Origin of the sequence: Rhodococcus sp. IEGM 1330 (assembly GCF_033142445.1) — a bacterium.
Classification (GTDB): Bacteria; Actinomycetota; Actinomycetes; order Mycobacteriales; family Mycobacteriaceae; genus Rhodococcoides.
The window spans coordinates 127,028-141,840 of sequence record NZ_JAWLSB010000011.1 but is presented as its reverse complement, the minus strand read 5'-3'; the positions used below and the strand labels follow the sequence as shown (position 1 = coordinate 141,840).

The 14,813-nt window shown below is 65.2% G+C and carries 13 protein-coding genes; 6 read left to right on the top strand and 7 right to left on the bottom strand.

Going from position 1 to position 14,813, the window contains the following annotated elements; translation table 11 throughout:
• Positions 1-33: 33 nt before the first annotated feature.
• Both R4P57_RS22785 and R4P57_RS22780 read right to left on the bottom strand, forming a co-directional pair.
• Complete coding sequence (locus R4P57_RS22785) at positions 34-1,830, bottom strand: ABC-F family ATP-binding cassette domain-containing protein (RefSeq protein WP_317805127.1); 1,797 nt, start codon at positions 1,828-1,830, stop codon at positions 34-36.
• The gene (locus tag R4P57_RS22780) at positions 1,830-2,765 is read right to left on the bottom strand and encodes a 4-(cytidine 5'-diphospho)-2-C-methyl-D-erythritol kinase (protein ID WP_317805187.1); all 936 of its coding nucleotides are present in this window, start codon (positions 2,763-2,765) and stop codon (positions 1,830-1,832) included. The genes R4P57_RS22785 and R4P57_RS22780 overlap by 1 nt, the downstream gene beginning before the upstream one ends.
• A 105-nt stretch (positions 2,766-2,870) precedes the next feature.
• Here R4P57_RS22780 and R4P57_RS22775 point away from each other — a divergent pair, with 105 nt between their 5' ends.
• On the top strand, positions 2,871-3,860 hold the full coding sequence (locus R4P57_RS22775) for a YafY family protein (protein ID WP_317805126.1): 990 nt from the start codon (positions 2,871-2,873) through the stop codon (positions 3,858-3,860).
• Between the two features lie 12 nt (positions 3,861-3,872).
• Positions 3,873-4,688, top strand: coding sequence for a DNA/RNA non-specific endonuclease (locus R4P57_RS22770; protein ID WP_317805125.1), 816 nt, complete (start codon positions 3,873-3,875; stop codon positions 4,686-4,688).
• 9 nt (positions 4,689-4,697) lie between these two features.
• Here the strand turns inward: R4P57_RS22770 and rsmA are convergent, their stop codons facing one another.
• The 3 genes from rsmA to R4P57_RS22755 all read right to left on the bottom strand — a co-directional run bounded on the left by rsmA (position 4,698) and on the right by R4P57_RS22755 (position 7,683).
• Positions 4,698-5,573 carry a 16S rRNA (adenine(1518)-N(6)/adenine(1519)-N(6))-dimethyltransferase RsmA gene (gene rsmA / locus R4P57_RS22765; protein WP_317805124.1) on the bottom strand — a complete coding sequence of 292 codons (876 nt, stop codon included), beginning with the start codon at positions 5,571-5,573 and terminating at the stop codon, positions 4,698-4,700.
• A gap of 52 nt (positions 5,574-5,625) precedes the next feature.
• Positions 5,626-6,753, bottom strand: a complete 1,128-nt coding sequence (locus tag R4P57_RS22760) for a transglycosylase family protein (protein WP_317805122.1) — start codon at positions 6,751-6,753, stop codon at positions 5,626-5,628.
• A 102-nt stretch (positions 6,754-6,855) separates the two neighbouring features.
• Positions 6,856-7,683, bottom strand: coding sequence for a TatD family hydrolase (locus tag R4P57_RS22755; protein WP_317805121.1), 828 nt, complete (start codon positions 7,681-7,683; stop codon positions 6,856-6,858).
• Positions 7,684-7,704: 21 nt separating this feature from the next.
• Between R4P57_RS22755 and metG the strand changes: the two genes are divergently transcribed.
• On the top strand, positions 7,705-9,249 hold the full coding sequence (metG, locus tag R4P57_RS22750) for a methionine--tRNA ligase (protein WP_317805120.1): 1,545 nt from the start codon (positions 7,705-7,707) through the stop codon (positions 9,247-9,249).
• A 69-nt stretch (positions 9,250-9,318) separates the two neighbouring features.
• Here the strand turns inward: metG and R4P57_RS22745 are convergent, their stop codons facing one another.
• The gene (locus tag R4P57_RS22745; protein ID WP_317805118.1) at positions 9,319-10,698 is read right to left on the bottom strand and encodes a wax ester/triacylglycerol synthase family O-acyltransferase; all 1,380 of its coding nucleotides are present in this window, start codon (positions 10,696-10,698) and stop codon (positions 9,319-9,321) included.
• A gap of 170 nt (positions 10,699-10,868) precedes the next feature.
• Between R4P57_RS22745 and R4P57_RS22740 the strand changes: the two genes are divergently transcribed.
• Entirely contained in the window at positions 10,869-11,888 is a 1,020-nt protein-coding gene (locus R4P57_RS22740; RefSeq protein ID WP_317805117.1) for an alpha/beta hydrolase, read from the top strand.
• Positions 11,889-11,902: 14 nt separating this feature from the next.
• Positions 11,903-12,331 carry an SRPBCC family protein gene (locus R4P57_RS22735; RefSeq protein WP_317805116.1) on the top strand — a complete coding sequence of 143 codons (429 nt, stop codon included), beginning with the start codon at positions 11,903-11,905 and terminating at the stop codon, positions 12,329-12,331.
• Between the two features lie 4 nt (positions 12,332-12,335).
• Here R4P57_RS22735 and rsmI read toward each other — a convergent pair whose 3' ends face one another.
• Positions 12,336-13,160, bottom strand: coding sequence for a 16S rRNA (cytidine(1402)-2'-O)-methyltransferase (gene rsmI / locus R4P57_RS22730; RefSeq protein WP_317805115.1), 825 nt, complete (start codon positions 13,158-13,160; stop codon positions 12,336-12,338).
• A 107-nt stretch (positions 13,161-13,267) separates the two neighbouring features.
• On the opposite strand from rsmI, the gene R4P57_RS22725 reads away from it, so the two are divergent.
• Positions 13,268-14,779, top strand: a complete 1,512-nt coding sequence (locus R4P57_RS22725; RefSeq protein ID WP_317805186.1) for a dolichyl-phosphate-mannose--protein mannosyltransferase — start codon at positions 13,268-13,270, stop codon at positions 14,777-14,779.
• Positions 14,780-14,813 lie beyond the last annotated feature (34 nt).

Sequence of the window (14,813 nt, the reverse complement as noted above, 5' to 3'; positions counted from 1 at the left end):
CTACGAAATACCACTCACATGCGGCGGAGCCGCTCACTCGAGCTCGGCGGCCAGTTCCATCCATCGTTCCTCGGCGACATCCTTGTCGGCGAGGACCTGCTTGAGCTCGGTGTCGAGGGCGACGAGCTTGCCCTGCTCGGTGGACGCGTCGACGAGTTCGGCGTGCAACTCGACCTCACGCTTGGAGAGCCGAAGCACGAGCTTCTCGAGCTTGCTGAGTTCCTTGCGGGCTGCGCGCTCGGAGGCCGCATCACGGGTGGCCTTGCGCGGTGCCCCGCCGGTGGTCAACGAGTCCGGCGTCGCGTCGGCGGCGAGAACCGCGCGGCGACGCAGGTACTCGTCGATGCCGCCGGGAAGATTGGTGAGTTTGCCGTCGCCGAACAATGCCCACGTCGAATCACAGATGCGCTCGATCAGGTACCGATCGTGGCTGATGACAACGAGAGTGCCCGCCCAGCCGTCGAGGATGTCCTCGAGCTGCTGCAGGGTGTCGATGTCCAAATCATTGGTGGGCTCGTCGAGCAGCAGCACGTTCGGCTCGGCCATCAACACGCGAGTGAGCTGCAGCCGACGACGCTCACCGCCGGAGAGATCGCCGACGGGGGTGCGCTGACGTGCCGGGGTGAAGCCGAGCCGCTCCGCGAGCTGGCCGGCAGAAATCTCTCGGTCGCCCAGGGTGATCCGCTCGGCCACTTCCTTGACCGCATCGAGAACACGCAGCTTCTTGGGTAGGTCGTCCAATTCCTGCTTCAGCCAACCAATCTTGACGGTCTGGCCCTGGATGCGCTTGCCTGCAGCAGGCTGCAGTTCACCGGCGAGCGTGCGGAGCATCGTCGTCTTACCCGAACCGTTGACGCCGACGAGACCGACGCGCTCACCGGGAGCCAGACGCCAGGTGAAGTCCTTCACCAATTCGCGGCCGTCGGGGGTCTCCAGGCGCGCGTCCTCGAGTTCGATGACGACCTTGCCGAGACGGCGCTGAGCAAACGAGGACAACGCGACGGAGTCGCGCGGGGCGGGAACGTCGGCGATCAGAGCCTCGGCCGCCTCGATGCGGTACTTCGGCTTGGATGTGCGGGCCGGGGCACCGCGGCGCAGCCACGCCAACTCCTTGCGCGCGAGGTTGCGTCGCCGCTCCTCGGACGCGTCGGCCTGACGGGACCGCTCGGCGCGGGCGAACACCCAGTCGTTGTAGCCACCCTCGTAGGCCTCGACGCCGCCGCCGACCACTTCCCACGTGCGATTGGCGACGGTGTCGAGGAACCAGCGATCGTGGGTGACGACCACCAGCGCGCTGCGACGGTCGACCAGGTGGGCGGCCAACCACTGCACACCCTCGACGTCGAGGTGGTTCGTCGGCTCGTCGAGCACCAGCAGGTCGAGGTCCTGAACCAGGGCCGCTGCCAACGCAACTCGTCGACGCTCGCCGCCAGAGAGGTTGTCGATCGGTGCGTCGAGTCCCGAACTACCTGCAGGCCCGAGGTCGGCAATGCCGATGCCCGTCAAGATGTTTCGCACTCGCGAGTCACCCGCCCACTCGTGCTCGGCCATTCCGAGTGGGTCGAGGACCACCTGGCCGACGGTCGACCCGGGCGGCAGCACGCCGCGCTGCGTGACGACGGCCATCCGTAGGCCGTTGACCCGGCTGACGCGTCCCGAATCGGGCGGCTCGATGCCGGCGAGAACTTCGAGGGTGGTGGTCTTACCGCCGCCGTTGAGGCCGACCATGCCAATGCGTTCGCCCTCCTGCACGCCGAGCGAGACGCCGTCGAGCAGCGGCTTGACACCGAAGGACTTGCTGACGTTTTCGAGGTTGACGAGATTGACCATCAGGAAAAACCAATCGATTCGGTAGTGACAACACGAGCACCGGGAACCGGTCCACTCGCAACACGGACGGTGCGGCACACGCCTGCACCGGACAATTCAGCGCTCACCGACACCGCAGCGTCGGCGTCGGCGCACAGGAACGCGCAGGTGGGGCCTGAGCCCGACACGATGCCCGCCAACGCCCCGGCCGTGACTCCCGCACGCAGCGTGCGACGCAACTGCGGCATCAGCGACACCGCAGCGGCCTGCAGGTCGTTGCCGAGCAACGGCGCGAGCGCGCGCGCATCGCCGGACGCCAGCGCATGCATCAGATCCTCGGTGCCGCCGAGACGAGGCGGATCACCCTTGGCGCGCAACTCGTCGAGTTCGTTGTAGACGGCAGGCGTTTGCAGACCGCCCTTCGCCAACGCCAGCACCCAGTGAAAACTGTTGCGCGAGAGCACCGGAAGAAGCTTCTCCCCGCGACCGGTTCCGACCGCGGTTCCGCCGTGCAACGAGAACGGCACGTCGCTGCCGAGTTGGGCCGCCACCTCGTCGAGCTCGTCGCGCGAGAGATCGAGATGCCACATCGCGTTCAGCGCCACCAGGGTCGCGGCGGCATCGGCGCTTCCGCCTGCCATCCCACCGGCCACCGGAATTCCCTTGTCGATGGTGATCTCCACCGATGGCTCTCGCCCGACCCGATGCCCCAGCAACTCGGCGGCCTTCCACACCAGATTCCGTGAATCGGTGGGAACCACCCTCGCGTCGTCGCCGCGCACCCGAACCGAGAGTGTCTTGGCCGGAACCACCGACAGTTCGTCCGAGAGCGAGAGCGCCTGGAACACCGTCGTCAGCTCGTGGAAGCCGTCGGGACGCAGGTCACCGACCGACAGATGCAAATTCACCTTCGACGGGGCCCGAACGACGACGGGTGTGGGAACGACAGACAGCACGAGTAACCACAGTAGTGGAGAAACAGCGGCCGAGTTCACCACCAGAGCGGGGTCCGTCGGCCAATGCGGACCGTAGTTGTCCGCATTGCGTGGCATCGTGGCCTCATGAAGGAAACATCGGCTCGGTTGTTGCGGCTGTTGTCTCTGCTGCAGACGCGTCGTGACTGGGCGGGCGCGGAATTGGCGGATCGGCTCGACGTCACTCCTCGCACGCTGCGGCGCGATGTGGACAAGCTGCGCGACATCGGTTATCCGGTCAATGCGACGCCGGGTGTCGGTGGTGGCTATCAGCTCGGTCCCGGCGCGGAGATGCCTCCGCTGTTGCTCGACGACGACGAGGCGCTGGCGGTGGCGTTCGGGTTGCAGTCCGCCGCCGGGGGCTCGGTCGCCGGCATCGGGGAGGCGTCGTTGCGGGCGTTGACGAAGTTGCGGCAGGTCATGCCGTCGCGCATCCAACATCGGCTCGACGCGTTGCGCATCGACGTGGTGGACAGGACTCCGCGTTCGGCGGTGGATGCGTCGGTGTTGTCCACGGTGGCGGCGGTGTGTCACGCACACGAGCGGTTGCGGTTCGATTACTGCAAGCACGACGGTTCCGAGTCCAGGCGCGAGGTGGAGCCGTACAGCCTGGTGCGGGCGGGAGCGCGCTGGTATCTGCTGGGTTGGGATGTGCTGCGGGAGGATTGGCGGTCGTATCGGGTGGATCGCCTGACTCCGAAGATTCCGACGGGTCCGCGGTTCACGCCCCGGGAACTTCCGCCGGGCGGTGCGGCGGCCTTCGTCTCGAAGGGAATCGATCGAGCGTTCGCCCGAGTTCAGGCGCGGATCGCGTTGCACGCCCCGATCGAGACGATCGCCCCGATGATCGACGAGCAATGGGGCACACTCGAATCCATCGACGACAGTACCTGCGCAGTGGTGTTGGCCGGAGATTCGCTGCCCTCGATCGCGCGGTGGCTGGCGGCGTTCGACACCGATTTCACGGTGCTCGATCCACCGGAACTGCGCGAGGAATGCCGCATCGTCGCCGAGCGCCACGCGAGGCTGAACGAGCGATACCTCGCGGCGGTTCACCCTCCGGTAACCGGTACGTGAGTCAATGGGCAGATGACGACACCACTCGGTTTCGACCCGAAGTTCCTGGCCGACATCGACGTTCCGTTGCCCGATCGCGCTGACGTGGTGGTACTTCCGTACACGCACTTCTCGGTGTCCATCGACCCTGCCCGACGCCTCGCCGCGGTCACCGGCGTCAACATCGACGGCGCGAGCCTGCAGGATGTCGAGCGGGGAGACAACTGGCGACTCGACGATCGGCTACCGGCATCGCAGCAGGCAGGCAACGAGTTGTACTCGAACAACGACCTCGATCGCGGGCATCTGGTTCGCCGGCGAGATCCGGTGTGGGGTGAGCTTGCGGTGGCCAGGCGCGCCAACGAGGACACGTTCCACTACACGGTGTGCGCCCCGCAGACGGCGACTCTGAACCAGTCGAAGACACTGTGGCTGGGTCTCGAGGACTACGTGTTGGGAAACGCCGAGCAGTACGGCCGCAAGCTCTCGGTCTTCAGCGGCTGTATCTTCGCCGAAAACGATCCGATCTACCGCGGTGTCGCCATTCCTCGGCAATTCTTCAAGATCGCGGCGTGGTCGCAGGATTCGACTCCCGCATGCACCGGATACGTGCTCGACCAGTCGCCGTCCCTCGACCCGATCCTCGACAAACCGCTGCGACTCGAGACCGATCCCCCGCCTCTCGGCCCGTACCGGACGTACCAGGTTCCGGTGGCCGACATCGCGTCGATGACCGGTCTCGAGCTGGATGTCTTGATCGAGGCCGATCGCTACGCACCGGTGGCCGCGGCTCGCGCGGAGGCGTCGCGGTGGACCGAGCTGACGCGACAGTCGGACATCCACCTGTAGAGCGAGCCGTCAGGCTTCGGTGGCGGCCAAGCGGACGAACGCTGCGGCGTCGATGGTTTCGCCTCGCGCCGTCGGGTCGATTCCGGCCTCACGCAATCGGCGTTCGGCCGCCACCGGTGAGCCGGCCCACCCCGCCAGAGCTGCTCGTAAAGTCTTGCGCCGCTGCGCGAATGCGGCGTCGATCACCGCGAACACGGCCTTGCGATGCGCGGTGTCTGTCGGCCACGGCGGCTCGGCGTACCGATCGATGCGCACCAGGCCCGACTCGACTTTGGGTACCGGCCAGAACACCGAACGACCCACTGCGCCTGCCCTTTTGACATCACCGAAGAATCTGGCCTTGACGCTGGGGATGCCGTAGATCTTGCTTCCCGGTACCGCGGCGAGTCGATCGGCCACCTCGGCTTGAACCATCACCACGGCGACGCGAAGACTCGGCAATTCCGAGAACAGATGAATCAGCACGGGAACCGCGACGTTGTAGGGCAGGTTGGCCACCAGAGCGGTCGGCTCCCCCGCAATGTCTGCGGCTCGAACGCGAAGCGCGTCGGCCTCGATCACCGTCAGCCGATCTGCCAGAGTCGGGGCCCGGTCGGCCACCGTCGTGGGCAAGCGGTTCGCGAGCTTGGGGTCGATCTCGACGGCGATGACGGATTCGGCCACATCGAGCAACGCCAGAGTCAACGAACCGAGGCCGGGGCCGACCTCGAGGACTGTGTCCTGCGGGCCGACTCCCGCGGAGGCGACGATGCGTCGAACAGTATTGGCGTCGTGCACGAAGTTCTGCCCGAGCTGCTTGGTGGGACGCACATCGAGCTCGGCGGCGAGGGAGCGCACCTCGGCGGGACCGAGCAGAGCTGCAGCTCCCCTCACATGTTCGGACACGGCGGAAACTCTACGTGGGCAGGAGTGGAGCCCGCGGAACGACCCAAGACAGTCAGCGATAACCCAAGCGCGAGGTGCAGGCCGGCCATGCGCCCCAGCCCTGCGACTTCTGCGTCACCGAGGCGATTGCGATCTGCTCCTCGCGGGTGGCGAGGTCGGCGCGCGGAGCGTATTTGAGGCCGCCCTGACGTTCCCACGTGTTCTGGTCGAACTGCACGCCACCGTAGAAACCGTTGCCCGTGTTGATCGCCCAGTTGCCGGTCGCCTCGCACTGCGCGAGCGCGTCCCAGATCGCACCGTTCTCCACCGGCGGCACCTCGGTGCCCGGCTTGGCTCCGACGCGCACGGTCTTCGGCTGCGCGGGTACCTGAACCGTCTCGTCGACCTTCTCGCGACCGACCTCGACGCCGTTCACCATGTTGATCTTCCAGGTGATGTCGGAGACACCGGGAGCGCCGGGGTTCTCGACGACGGTTTTGCTCATGTTCATCGTCGGATCTTCGATGCGCTGCTCGGGAGCATCGACATCCGTGGTCTCGGTCTTGGTGACCGTGCGGTCACGCGTCACGACGATCTCTGCGCCGTCGGTGACGGTGGCGTCGGGATCCGGAGTGACGGTGTCGGCTTCTTCGAGCGGCTTGCCCGCTGCTTCGAGGAATTCACGCACGGTCGGTGCGGCCAGGGTGACCGGAGTTACGGGGGATCCGCCGTCGACCAGCGAGACCTGCTTGGGCAGCGCCACGTCCAACTCGGTGCCGTCGAGCGGTAGCCGCTCCGAACGCGAGGCGGACACGTGCACGTCCTCGGCCAGGCCGGTCTGCTGCAGTGCTTCCTCGACGGTCAGTGCCGTGGTCCAGATGTCCTCGGGCTTGCCGTCCACATTCAGCGTGATCTCGCGGGCGCGGCGCAGCACCACGGTGTCGCCGTCGCTCAGACCGGAATCGGGAGCGGGAACGACCAGGTCCTTGTCCGACGGCGCGTAGCCGGCGTCGACGAGGGCGCTGTTGACGTCGGTTTTCATCGTGCTCAGCGAAATCATGTCGCCGTCGACGTCGATGGTCACGGTCTTGTGACGGCTCACGGCCATCACACCGCCGGCGACGAGCGTCATCAACAGGGCCGCGATGACCAGGTAGAGAGTGGTCGAACGGGCGGAGTTGAGGCGTCTGATAGTCGACAAGTTTCGTATTCCTGGCGGTTGCGAGCGTGACTTCGGCGTCGAAACGCCCGAGTTCGGTCACGGTACGGTAACGAATTAGTACCCACGCCGCAACTTCAGCAGCTAGAGGCCGTACACCCTCTCCGCATTGGCTGTCGCGTGCGCAGCGAGCACCACCGGATCCTGACCGCGAACCTCGGCCAACGCCCGCGCGGTGTACGGCAGGCAGTACGGCTCGTTCGGTGCACCTCGATACGGATGCGGCGTGAGAAACGGAGCGTCGGTCTCCACCAGCACCAATTCGTCGGGCACCAGAACCGCGGCCTCCCGTAACGCGTGCGCATTCTTGAAACTGACGGTCCCCGAAAAGCTCAGAACGTAGCCGGCGTCGACGCAGGCCTTCGCGGTCTCGGGACCGCCGGAGAAGCAGTGGAAGATCACCGTCTCGGAAGCACCCTCCGCCGTCAGAACGGCCAGCAAGTCCTCGTCGGCCTCGCGGTTGTGGATCATCAACGGCTTGCCCAAGCGCTTTGCCAGGTCGATGTGCCACCGAAACCCGTCGTGCTGCTCGGCCACCGTGGCGCAACCGTCGAGCTTGCCGGGCCAGTAGTAGTCCAGCCCGGTCTCCCCCACAGCGACCACACGAGGGTCGGACGCCAACCGCTCGATCTCGGCCTTGGCTGCGTCGTCGAGCACGTTCGCGCGGGTGGGATGAATCGCGACCGCGGCCCAGACCCGCGGATCCCAGGACGCCGCGTCGACCGCGAAGCGCGCTGCCTCGAGATCGTCGGCGATCGTGACCACGCGCGTGACACCGACGGACTCGGCCTTGTCCACGATCGCGGCCACACTCGTCGCGTCGGTCGCGCCGCACGCATCGAGGTGGGTGTGCGCGTCGACGAGAATGCCGACGGGCTCGGGCAACGGTGGTGCGGGACGGTCTCTGCTCACGCTGGTTAGAGTAGGCGAACCATGACTGCGCCAGCTGATGCCTCACGGCCACCCTTCTACGTCACCACGGCGATCGCGTACCCCAACGGCGCTCCGCACATCGGACACGCCTACGAGTACATCGCCACCGACACCATCGCGCGCTTCAAGCGCCTCGACGGCTACGACGTGCGATTCCTGACGGGCACCGACGAGCACGGCCTGAAGATGCAGCAGACTGCGCAGACCGAGGGCGTGGACGTGCGCGAACTCGCCGCGCGCAACTCCGACGCATTCCAGACCGCGCAGGACCTGCTGAAGATCTCGTACGGACGCTTCATCCGCACCACCGATGCCGACCACCACGCCGCCAGCCAGGAACTGTGGAAGCGGATGGAAGCGAACGGCGACATCTACCTCGACTCCTACTCCGGCTGGTACTCGGTGCGAGACGAGGCGTTCTACACCGAGGCCGAGACCACCCTTGCCGAGGACGGCTCCCGCGTCGCGACGGAGACGAATACTCCGGTCGAGTGGACCGAGGAGTCGTCGTACTTCTTCAAGTTGTCGCAGTACCAGGACAAACTGCTCGAGCTGTACGACGCGTCGCCGGACTTCATTGCACCGAACACGCGCCGAAACGAGATCGTGAATTTCGTCAAGGGTGGTCTACGCGACCTCTCGATCTCTCGAACCACGTTCGACTGGGGTGTACCGGTTCCCGGTGACCCCGCGCACGTGATGTACGTCTGGGTCGACGCGCTCACCAACTACCTCACCGGTGCCGGGTTCCCCGAGACCGAATCCGAGGCGTACCGGAAGTTCTGGCCGGCCGATCTGCACATCATCGGCAAGGACATCACCCGCTTCCACACCGTCTACTGGCCTGCGTTCCTGATGTCCGCGGGCATCGAGCTGCCCAAGCGGGTGTTCGTGCACGGGTTCCTGAACGTCAAGGGCGAGAAGATGTCGAAGTCTCTCGGCAACGTTCTGGACCCGAAGTCGTTGGTGGAGAACTACGGTCTCGATCCGGTGCGCTTCTTCTTCCTCCGCGAGGTCTCGTTCGGTCAGGACGGCAGCTACAGCCACGAGGCCATCGTCGCCCGCGTCAACGCCGACCTGTCCAACGAACTCGGCAACCTCGCGCAGCGTTCGCTGACGATGGTCGCCAAGAATCTCGGCGGAGCACTCCCGGCACCGGGAGAATTCACTGCCGAGGACGACGCGATGCTGGCTCGCGCGGATGCACTCCTCGAGATCTGCCGACGCGAATTCGACGTTCAGGCACTGCATTCCGCGCTCGAAGCGATCTGGTCGGTGCTCGGTGAGACCAACCGTTACTTCTCGCTGCAGCAGCCGTGGGTACTGCGCAAGACCGATCCCGATCGCATGGCCACCGTGCTGTACGTGACGCTCGAGGTACTGCGCATCGTGGGCATCCTGACGCAGCCCGTCATGCCGGATTCTGCATCACGCATCCTCGACCTGCTCGGCGCATCGAATCGCGAATTCACCGACATTGCAACACGTTCGGTGCCCGGTACGGCACTGCCGACCCCGACGCCGGTGTTCCCCAAGTACGAGTAGAGCGCTGCGCGCACGTGTGCGGAACTTCGACCCCTGCTACGAAGTTCCGCTCACGTGCGGCGAAGCCGCTCACAAGGTCTTTTCGAGCTCCTCCAACGTGTTCTCGAGATGCGTCAGCATGCGCTGCAGGTGCGGCACACTGCGTCGGCATCCGATGAGCCCGAAGTTCAACGAGTCACCGTTGCTGGCGACGGTGATGTTGAGCGCCTGCCCGTCGGCCACGATCGATGCAGGGTAGGTGCCGTCGAGTTTCGCACCGTTCCAGTACAGATCCTCCTTGGATCCGGGAACGTTGGAGATGATGACGTTGAACGGCGGCGGGGTGTAGTCGACGAATCCCGGCACCGGACCGAACAGCAACGGAGCCATGGTGATTGCGCCGACGGTGAGTGCTTCGAGGGTGTTGAGTTCGCTCATCATCTGCTTGCCCTTGACTGTCGAATCCTTGATTCGCTCCAGCCGCAGGATCGGATCGGATTCGTCGGTACCCAGATTGCACAGGATGACCGTCACCGAGTTGCCGGCCTCTCTGTCGTCGCCCTCCTTGCGGAGCGAGACCGGCACCATCGCGATCAGCGGCTGTTCGGGCAACGCGTTCTGATCGATGAGGTACGCCCGTAGTGCCCCGGCGCACATCGCGAGCACCATGTCGTTGAGCGTCGCATCCAGCGCCGTACCGACCGTACGGATGCGCTCGATCGACCAGCTCTCGGCAGCGAAGCGGCGCGCGCCGCCGATAGGCACGTTGAACATGGTGCGCGGTGCCTGCAACGGTAGCTGCGCCCCTTCTTTCTTCAACGCGCGCAACCCGATTCGCGCCGTCGCGGGCGCGAAGTCGACGAGGTCCCCGACGATCTTGCGTCCCATCGAGAGCCCACTACCCAGCTGAGCAAGCCGTCCCGGCTGCTCGACGGCGACCTGCTTCTTGCGCCGTCCGAACAGCGACGGGTCCCACGTTGCGACGCCACTTCGATCGTCAGGATCGGTGGTGAGCGTGCGCTGCATCAATTTCAGTGCGCTGACACCGTCGACCAGGGAGTGATGCACCTTGGTGTACAACGCAATTCGGCCGTCCGCCAGTCCCTCGATGATGTGCAGCTCCCACATCGGTCGGTACCGATCGAGCGGTGCACTGTGATTGAGCGAAAGAAACTGGAACAACTCACGAATTCGACCGGGAGCAGGCAGCACCGTGCGGCGAACGTGGTACTCGAAGTCCACGTCCGGGTCGAAGGCCCAGGCCAGATTGCCCATGATCTGCACCGGACGCGACGGCCGCTTGCGGAAGAGCTCGTGCACCTCCCCGGTGGTGAACTTGCGGTGCACTTCCTCGGCGAAGTCATGGGGATCGCCGGGCGGTATGAACAGCTGCAGACCACCGACGTGCATCGGGTGCTCCCGAGACTCGGCGATGAGGAACATGGATTCGGTGATGGGCATGAATGCCATGAGCGGTCTACTTCCATTTGTTTTCGGTCACGGTACGGCACCGAATGTGACTCAGAACACGACCTTACGTCCGGTCCCGAAAAGCTACCCGCTATTGTCCGTTACCAGGGGTTCCAAATAGAGCGGGGTTCCGACGCACGGCGCACACGCGCCGCGCAACGACGACGGGGATGGAGGCGACGGCTATGAATCCGGCGCTCACCGTAGTGAAATCGACCGATCCGGCAGCTACCGCACGCAGGCGCGATATCCGCGGCGCAAGCCTGCAGTCGCAGATTCTGTCCAAGTACCTGCAGTTCACGGTGCGTCCGTTTCTGACCGTGTGGGCACAGACCCCCTCACTTCCGTGGCCGATGGGGTTGGTCGACTACGCCGGACTGCTCGTCCCCCAGATCAGCGGCACCACACGCAGCCGCGTCATGCTGGCCGAATGCGAGGCCGAATGGATCCGTGCCGAGGGCACCGGAACCGATCGCGTGGTGCTCTACCTGCACGGCGGCGCATTCGTCTGCTGCGGGCTGCGGACACATCGCCGAATGACCTCGCGAGTCTCCAAGGACGTCGACGGGTCGGTTCTGTCGGTGAACTACCGCATGATGCCACGCAATCCGATCAGCCATGCCGTCGAGGACGGCGTCGACGCGTACCGCTTCCTCCTCGATTCCGGATTCCGACCGGAGCAGATCATCCTGGGTGGCGATTCGGCAGGCGGATACCTCGCGTTCATGGTCACCCTGGCGCTGCGCACCGTCGGTCTGCCCGCGCCTGCAGGAATATTCACCATGTCCCCGCTGACCGACATGGACCCCACCCGCAAGCTCGATCACGAGAACGCGTCGAAGTGTTCGGTCTTTCCGTCCAACGCAGTTCCGGCGCTGACCGCATTGGCCGATCGTGTCGACGCGCGCATCGTCGTAGAAGGCGCACAGGGCCCCCGGGTATCACCCGTCGACGGAGATCTCGAGGGCCTTCCGCCGGTGCTGATTCAGGTCGGTTCCACCGAAATGGTCTATGCCGACGCAGAACTCATGGCTCAGCGCCTCGCTGTCGCCGGAGTCGAGTGCGAACTCCAGGTGTACGAGGATCAGGTCCACGTGTTCCAGGCAGCCGACTTCATCCCCGAAGCCCGCCGCGCGCTGAGAGCGATCGGCGAGTTCGCGCGGAACGTCAGTCCCCGCAGAGAAAGCTGAGATACCTTCTCCCCATGGCAGTCACAGCGAACAAGTCAGTCGACATCGACGCAGATGCATCGGCAATCCTCGAAGTTCTCGCCGACGTCGAGGGCATTCCCTCGTGGTCCCCGGTCCACAAGAAGTGTGAGGTCGTCGATCGGTTCGACGACGGCAAGCCACATCACGTCAAGATGCACGTCTCGATCATCGGCGTCAACGACGAGCAGCTCGTCGAGTACACATGGACCGAGAACGAGGTGTCGTGGACGCTGGTGGAGAGCACTCAGCAGAAGGCCCAGGACGGCCGATACACATTGACGCCCAAGGGCAACGGCACTCACGTCGAGTTCGAGCTGACGGTCGACCCGAAGATCCCGCTACCCGGCTTCCTGGTGAAGAAGGGGACCAAGACGATCCTCGAAGCGGCCACCGAGGGCCTGCGTCAGCAAGTGGTGGGCTGACCCGCTACTGCTCTTTCCGCGCAGCGAGAACGGCCTCGTAGACCTCACGCTTGGAGACGCCGTCGACCGCAACCTGGGCGCAGGCGTCCTTCAACCGCATGCCCGACGCAACCAACGTCTCGACGTCGGCAACGAGATCCTCCGGTTCCTCGGCGACGGCGACGGCACCTTCGAGTACGACGGTGATCTCGCCGCGCACTCCATCTCTCGACCATTCGAGCAGCTCGCCGAGACCGCCGCGGCGGACCTCCTCGTAGGTCTTGGTGAGCTCACGACACACCGCGGCGCGGCGGTCCGGGCCGAGGACGTGGACGGCGTCTTCGAGGCACGCGACGAGGCGATGCGGTGCCTCGAAGAACACGATGGCGCGCGGCTCGGCGAGTACCGACCGAAAGTAGGTGCGTCGCTGTCCTTGCTTGCGCGGGGCGAAGCCGTCGAAGCAGAAGCGTTCGACGGGCAGACCCGACAGCGCAAGAGCGGTGGTGACTGCACTGGGCCCGGGTAGGCACGTCACCGGCAGATCGGCCTCGACGCAGGCTGCCACGAGGCGGTAGCCGGGATCGCTCACCGACGGCATCCCCGCATCGGTCACCAGCAACACCGTCTTGCCTTCCGCCACGGCCTCGACCAGAGCCGGAAGGCGGGCCGTTTCGACCTGATCGTAGAAACTGACGACCCTGCCCGTGATCGCCACGCCGAGAGACGAGGCGAGTTGTTTGGTGCGCCGGGTGTCCTCGGCGGCGACGATATCGGCACTGCCGAGGGCATCACGCAGGCGCTGCGAGGCATCACCGACATCGCCCATCGGGGTGGCGGCAAGGATGAGCATGCCTCCAGTGTCCCGCATGCGATGCAGTGGCCTGTCGGGCACTGCCGATCAACGCCTACGATCGGTACGTGACCTTGCTGACCCCTGAGCGCTCCGGCGACCGGTCGATGGTCAGTCCCGGGCCCACCGTTGCCGCGCGCGACTGGTTCCACGACACCGATGCCCGCCGCGGTTGGATCGTCACCATCGTCATCACCGTCATCTGCGCGATCACTCGCTTCACGATGTTGCGGTACCCCACCGACGCCGGAACTCCGGTCTTCGACGAGAAGCACTACGCCCCGCAGGGCTATCAGGTACTCACCGGCGGAGGGCTCGAAGACAATCCGGCGTACGGGCTGGTGGTGCATCCACCGGTCGGCAAGCAGCTGATCGCCGTCGGGGAAGCGTTGTTCGGCTACAACGGGTGGGGTTGGCGTTTCTCGTCGGCGGTCGCCGGAACCCTGTTGGTACTACTGGTCATTCGGATCGTGCGACGGCTCGCCCGATCGACACTCGTCGGTGCGATCGCAGGGATTCTGCTGACCGTCGACGGCGTGACGTTCGTCAGCAGCCGAATAGGCATGCTGGACATCTTTCTCGCCTTCTTCGTCACCGCTGCATTGGGCTGCTTGGTCGTCGACCGCGACGACATGCGGCAGCGACTGTCGAAAGTGCGCGCCGAAGGGCGACTGGATGCCAGTGCTCTGGGCCCGCGAATGGGTGTGCGGTGGTGGAGATTCGGGGCCGGCGTGATGTTGGGTCTCGCCTGCGGCACCAAGTGGTCGGGTCTGTACTTCATCGCGTTCTTCGGATTGCTGAGCGTGGCGTTCGATGTGGCGGCGCGGCGGTCGTACGGCGTCGGACGCCCGTGGCGGGGTACTGCGTTGCGAGACATCGGGCCAGCGCTGTACGCGCTGGTCGTCGTTCCGATCGCGGTGTACCTGATGACGTACTGGGCGTGGTTCACCTCCGAGACCGGCGTGGACCGGCACGAGGTCGGCAACGGAATCGGTGCAGGCGGGCCGTTCTCGTTCGTTCCCGAAGCACTGCGTTCGCTCTGGTACTACAGCAGCAACGTGCTGCAATTCCATGAGGGCCTGACCAATTCGGCAGGCAACCGCCACCCGTGGGAATCGAAGCCGTGGACATGGCCGATGGGCCTTCGCCCGATGCTGTACTACTACGCCGACGGTGAGAGCGTGTCCGGTTGCTCGGCGTCCTCGTGCGTGAAGGCGATCATGCTGATCGGCACGCCCGCGATGTGGTGGCTGGCACTGCCGATGCTGGCCTGGGTGATCTGGTCGGTGTTCGTCCGACGCGACTGGCGTTACGCCACAGTGCTCGTCGCGTACTCCGCAGCACTGTTGCCCTGGTTCACCACACTCGACCGGCAGATGTACTACTTCTACGCGGTGGCGCTCGCGCCGTTCATGGTGATGGGCTTCGCCTTGGTGCTGGGCGACATCATCGGCAAAGCCACCGCGTCGGCCGAACGGCGAGGTACCGGACTACTACTGGTGTCCTTGTACCTCGCCGTGGTGATAGCCAACTTCGTCTGGCTGTGGCCGATTCTGACCGCTATGCCGATCACGCCGCAGATGTGGCAGGAACAGTTGTGGCTGCCGAGCTGGCGCTAGATCAGCTACGCGAGGCAGGAGTGGAGCCTGCGGA

Coding starts and splice junctions, on each gene's coding strand:
- R4P57_RS22785 (WP_317805127.1), bottom strand. CDS start 1,830: ATGGTCAATCTCGTCAACCTCGAAAACGTCAGCAAGTCCTTCGGTGTC.
- R4P57_RS22775 (WP_317805126.1), top strand. CDS start 2,871: ATGAAGGAAACATCGGCTCGGTTGTTGCGGCTGTTGTCTCTGCTGCAG.
- R4P57_RS22770 (WP_317805125.1), top strand. CDS start 3,873: ATGACGACACCACTCGGTTTCGACCCGAAGTTCCTGGCCGACATCGAC.
- metG (WP_317805120.1), top strand. CDS start 7,705: ATGACTGCGCCAGCTGATGCCTCACGGCCACCCTTCTACGTCACCACG.
- R4P57_RS22745 (WP_317805118.1), bottom strand. CDS start 10,698: ATGGCATTCATGCCCATCACCGAATCCATGTTCCTCATCGCCGAGTCT.
- R4P57_RS22740 (WP_317805117.1), top strand. CDS start 10,869: ATGGAGGCGACGGCTATGAATCCGGCGCTCACCGTAGTGAAATCGACC.
- R4P57_RS22735 (WP_317805116.1), top strand. CDS start 11,903: ATGGCAGTCACAGCGAACAAGTCAGTCGACATCGACGCAGATGCATCG.
- rsmI (WP_317805115.1), bottom strand. CDS start 13,160: ATGCTCATCCTTGCCGCCACCCCGATGGGCGATGTCGGTGATGCCTCG.
- R4P57_RS22725 (WP_317805186.1), top strand. CDS start 13,268: ATGGTCAGTCCCGGGCCCACCGTTGCCGCGCGCGACTGGTTCCACGAC.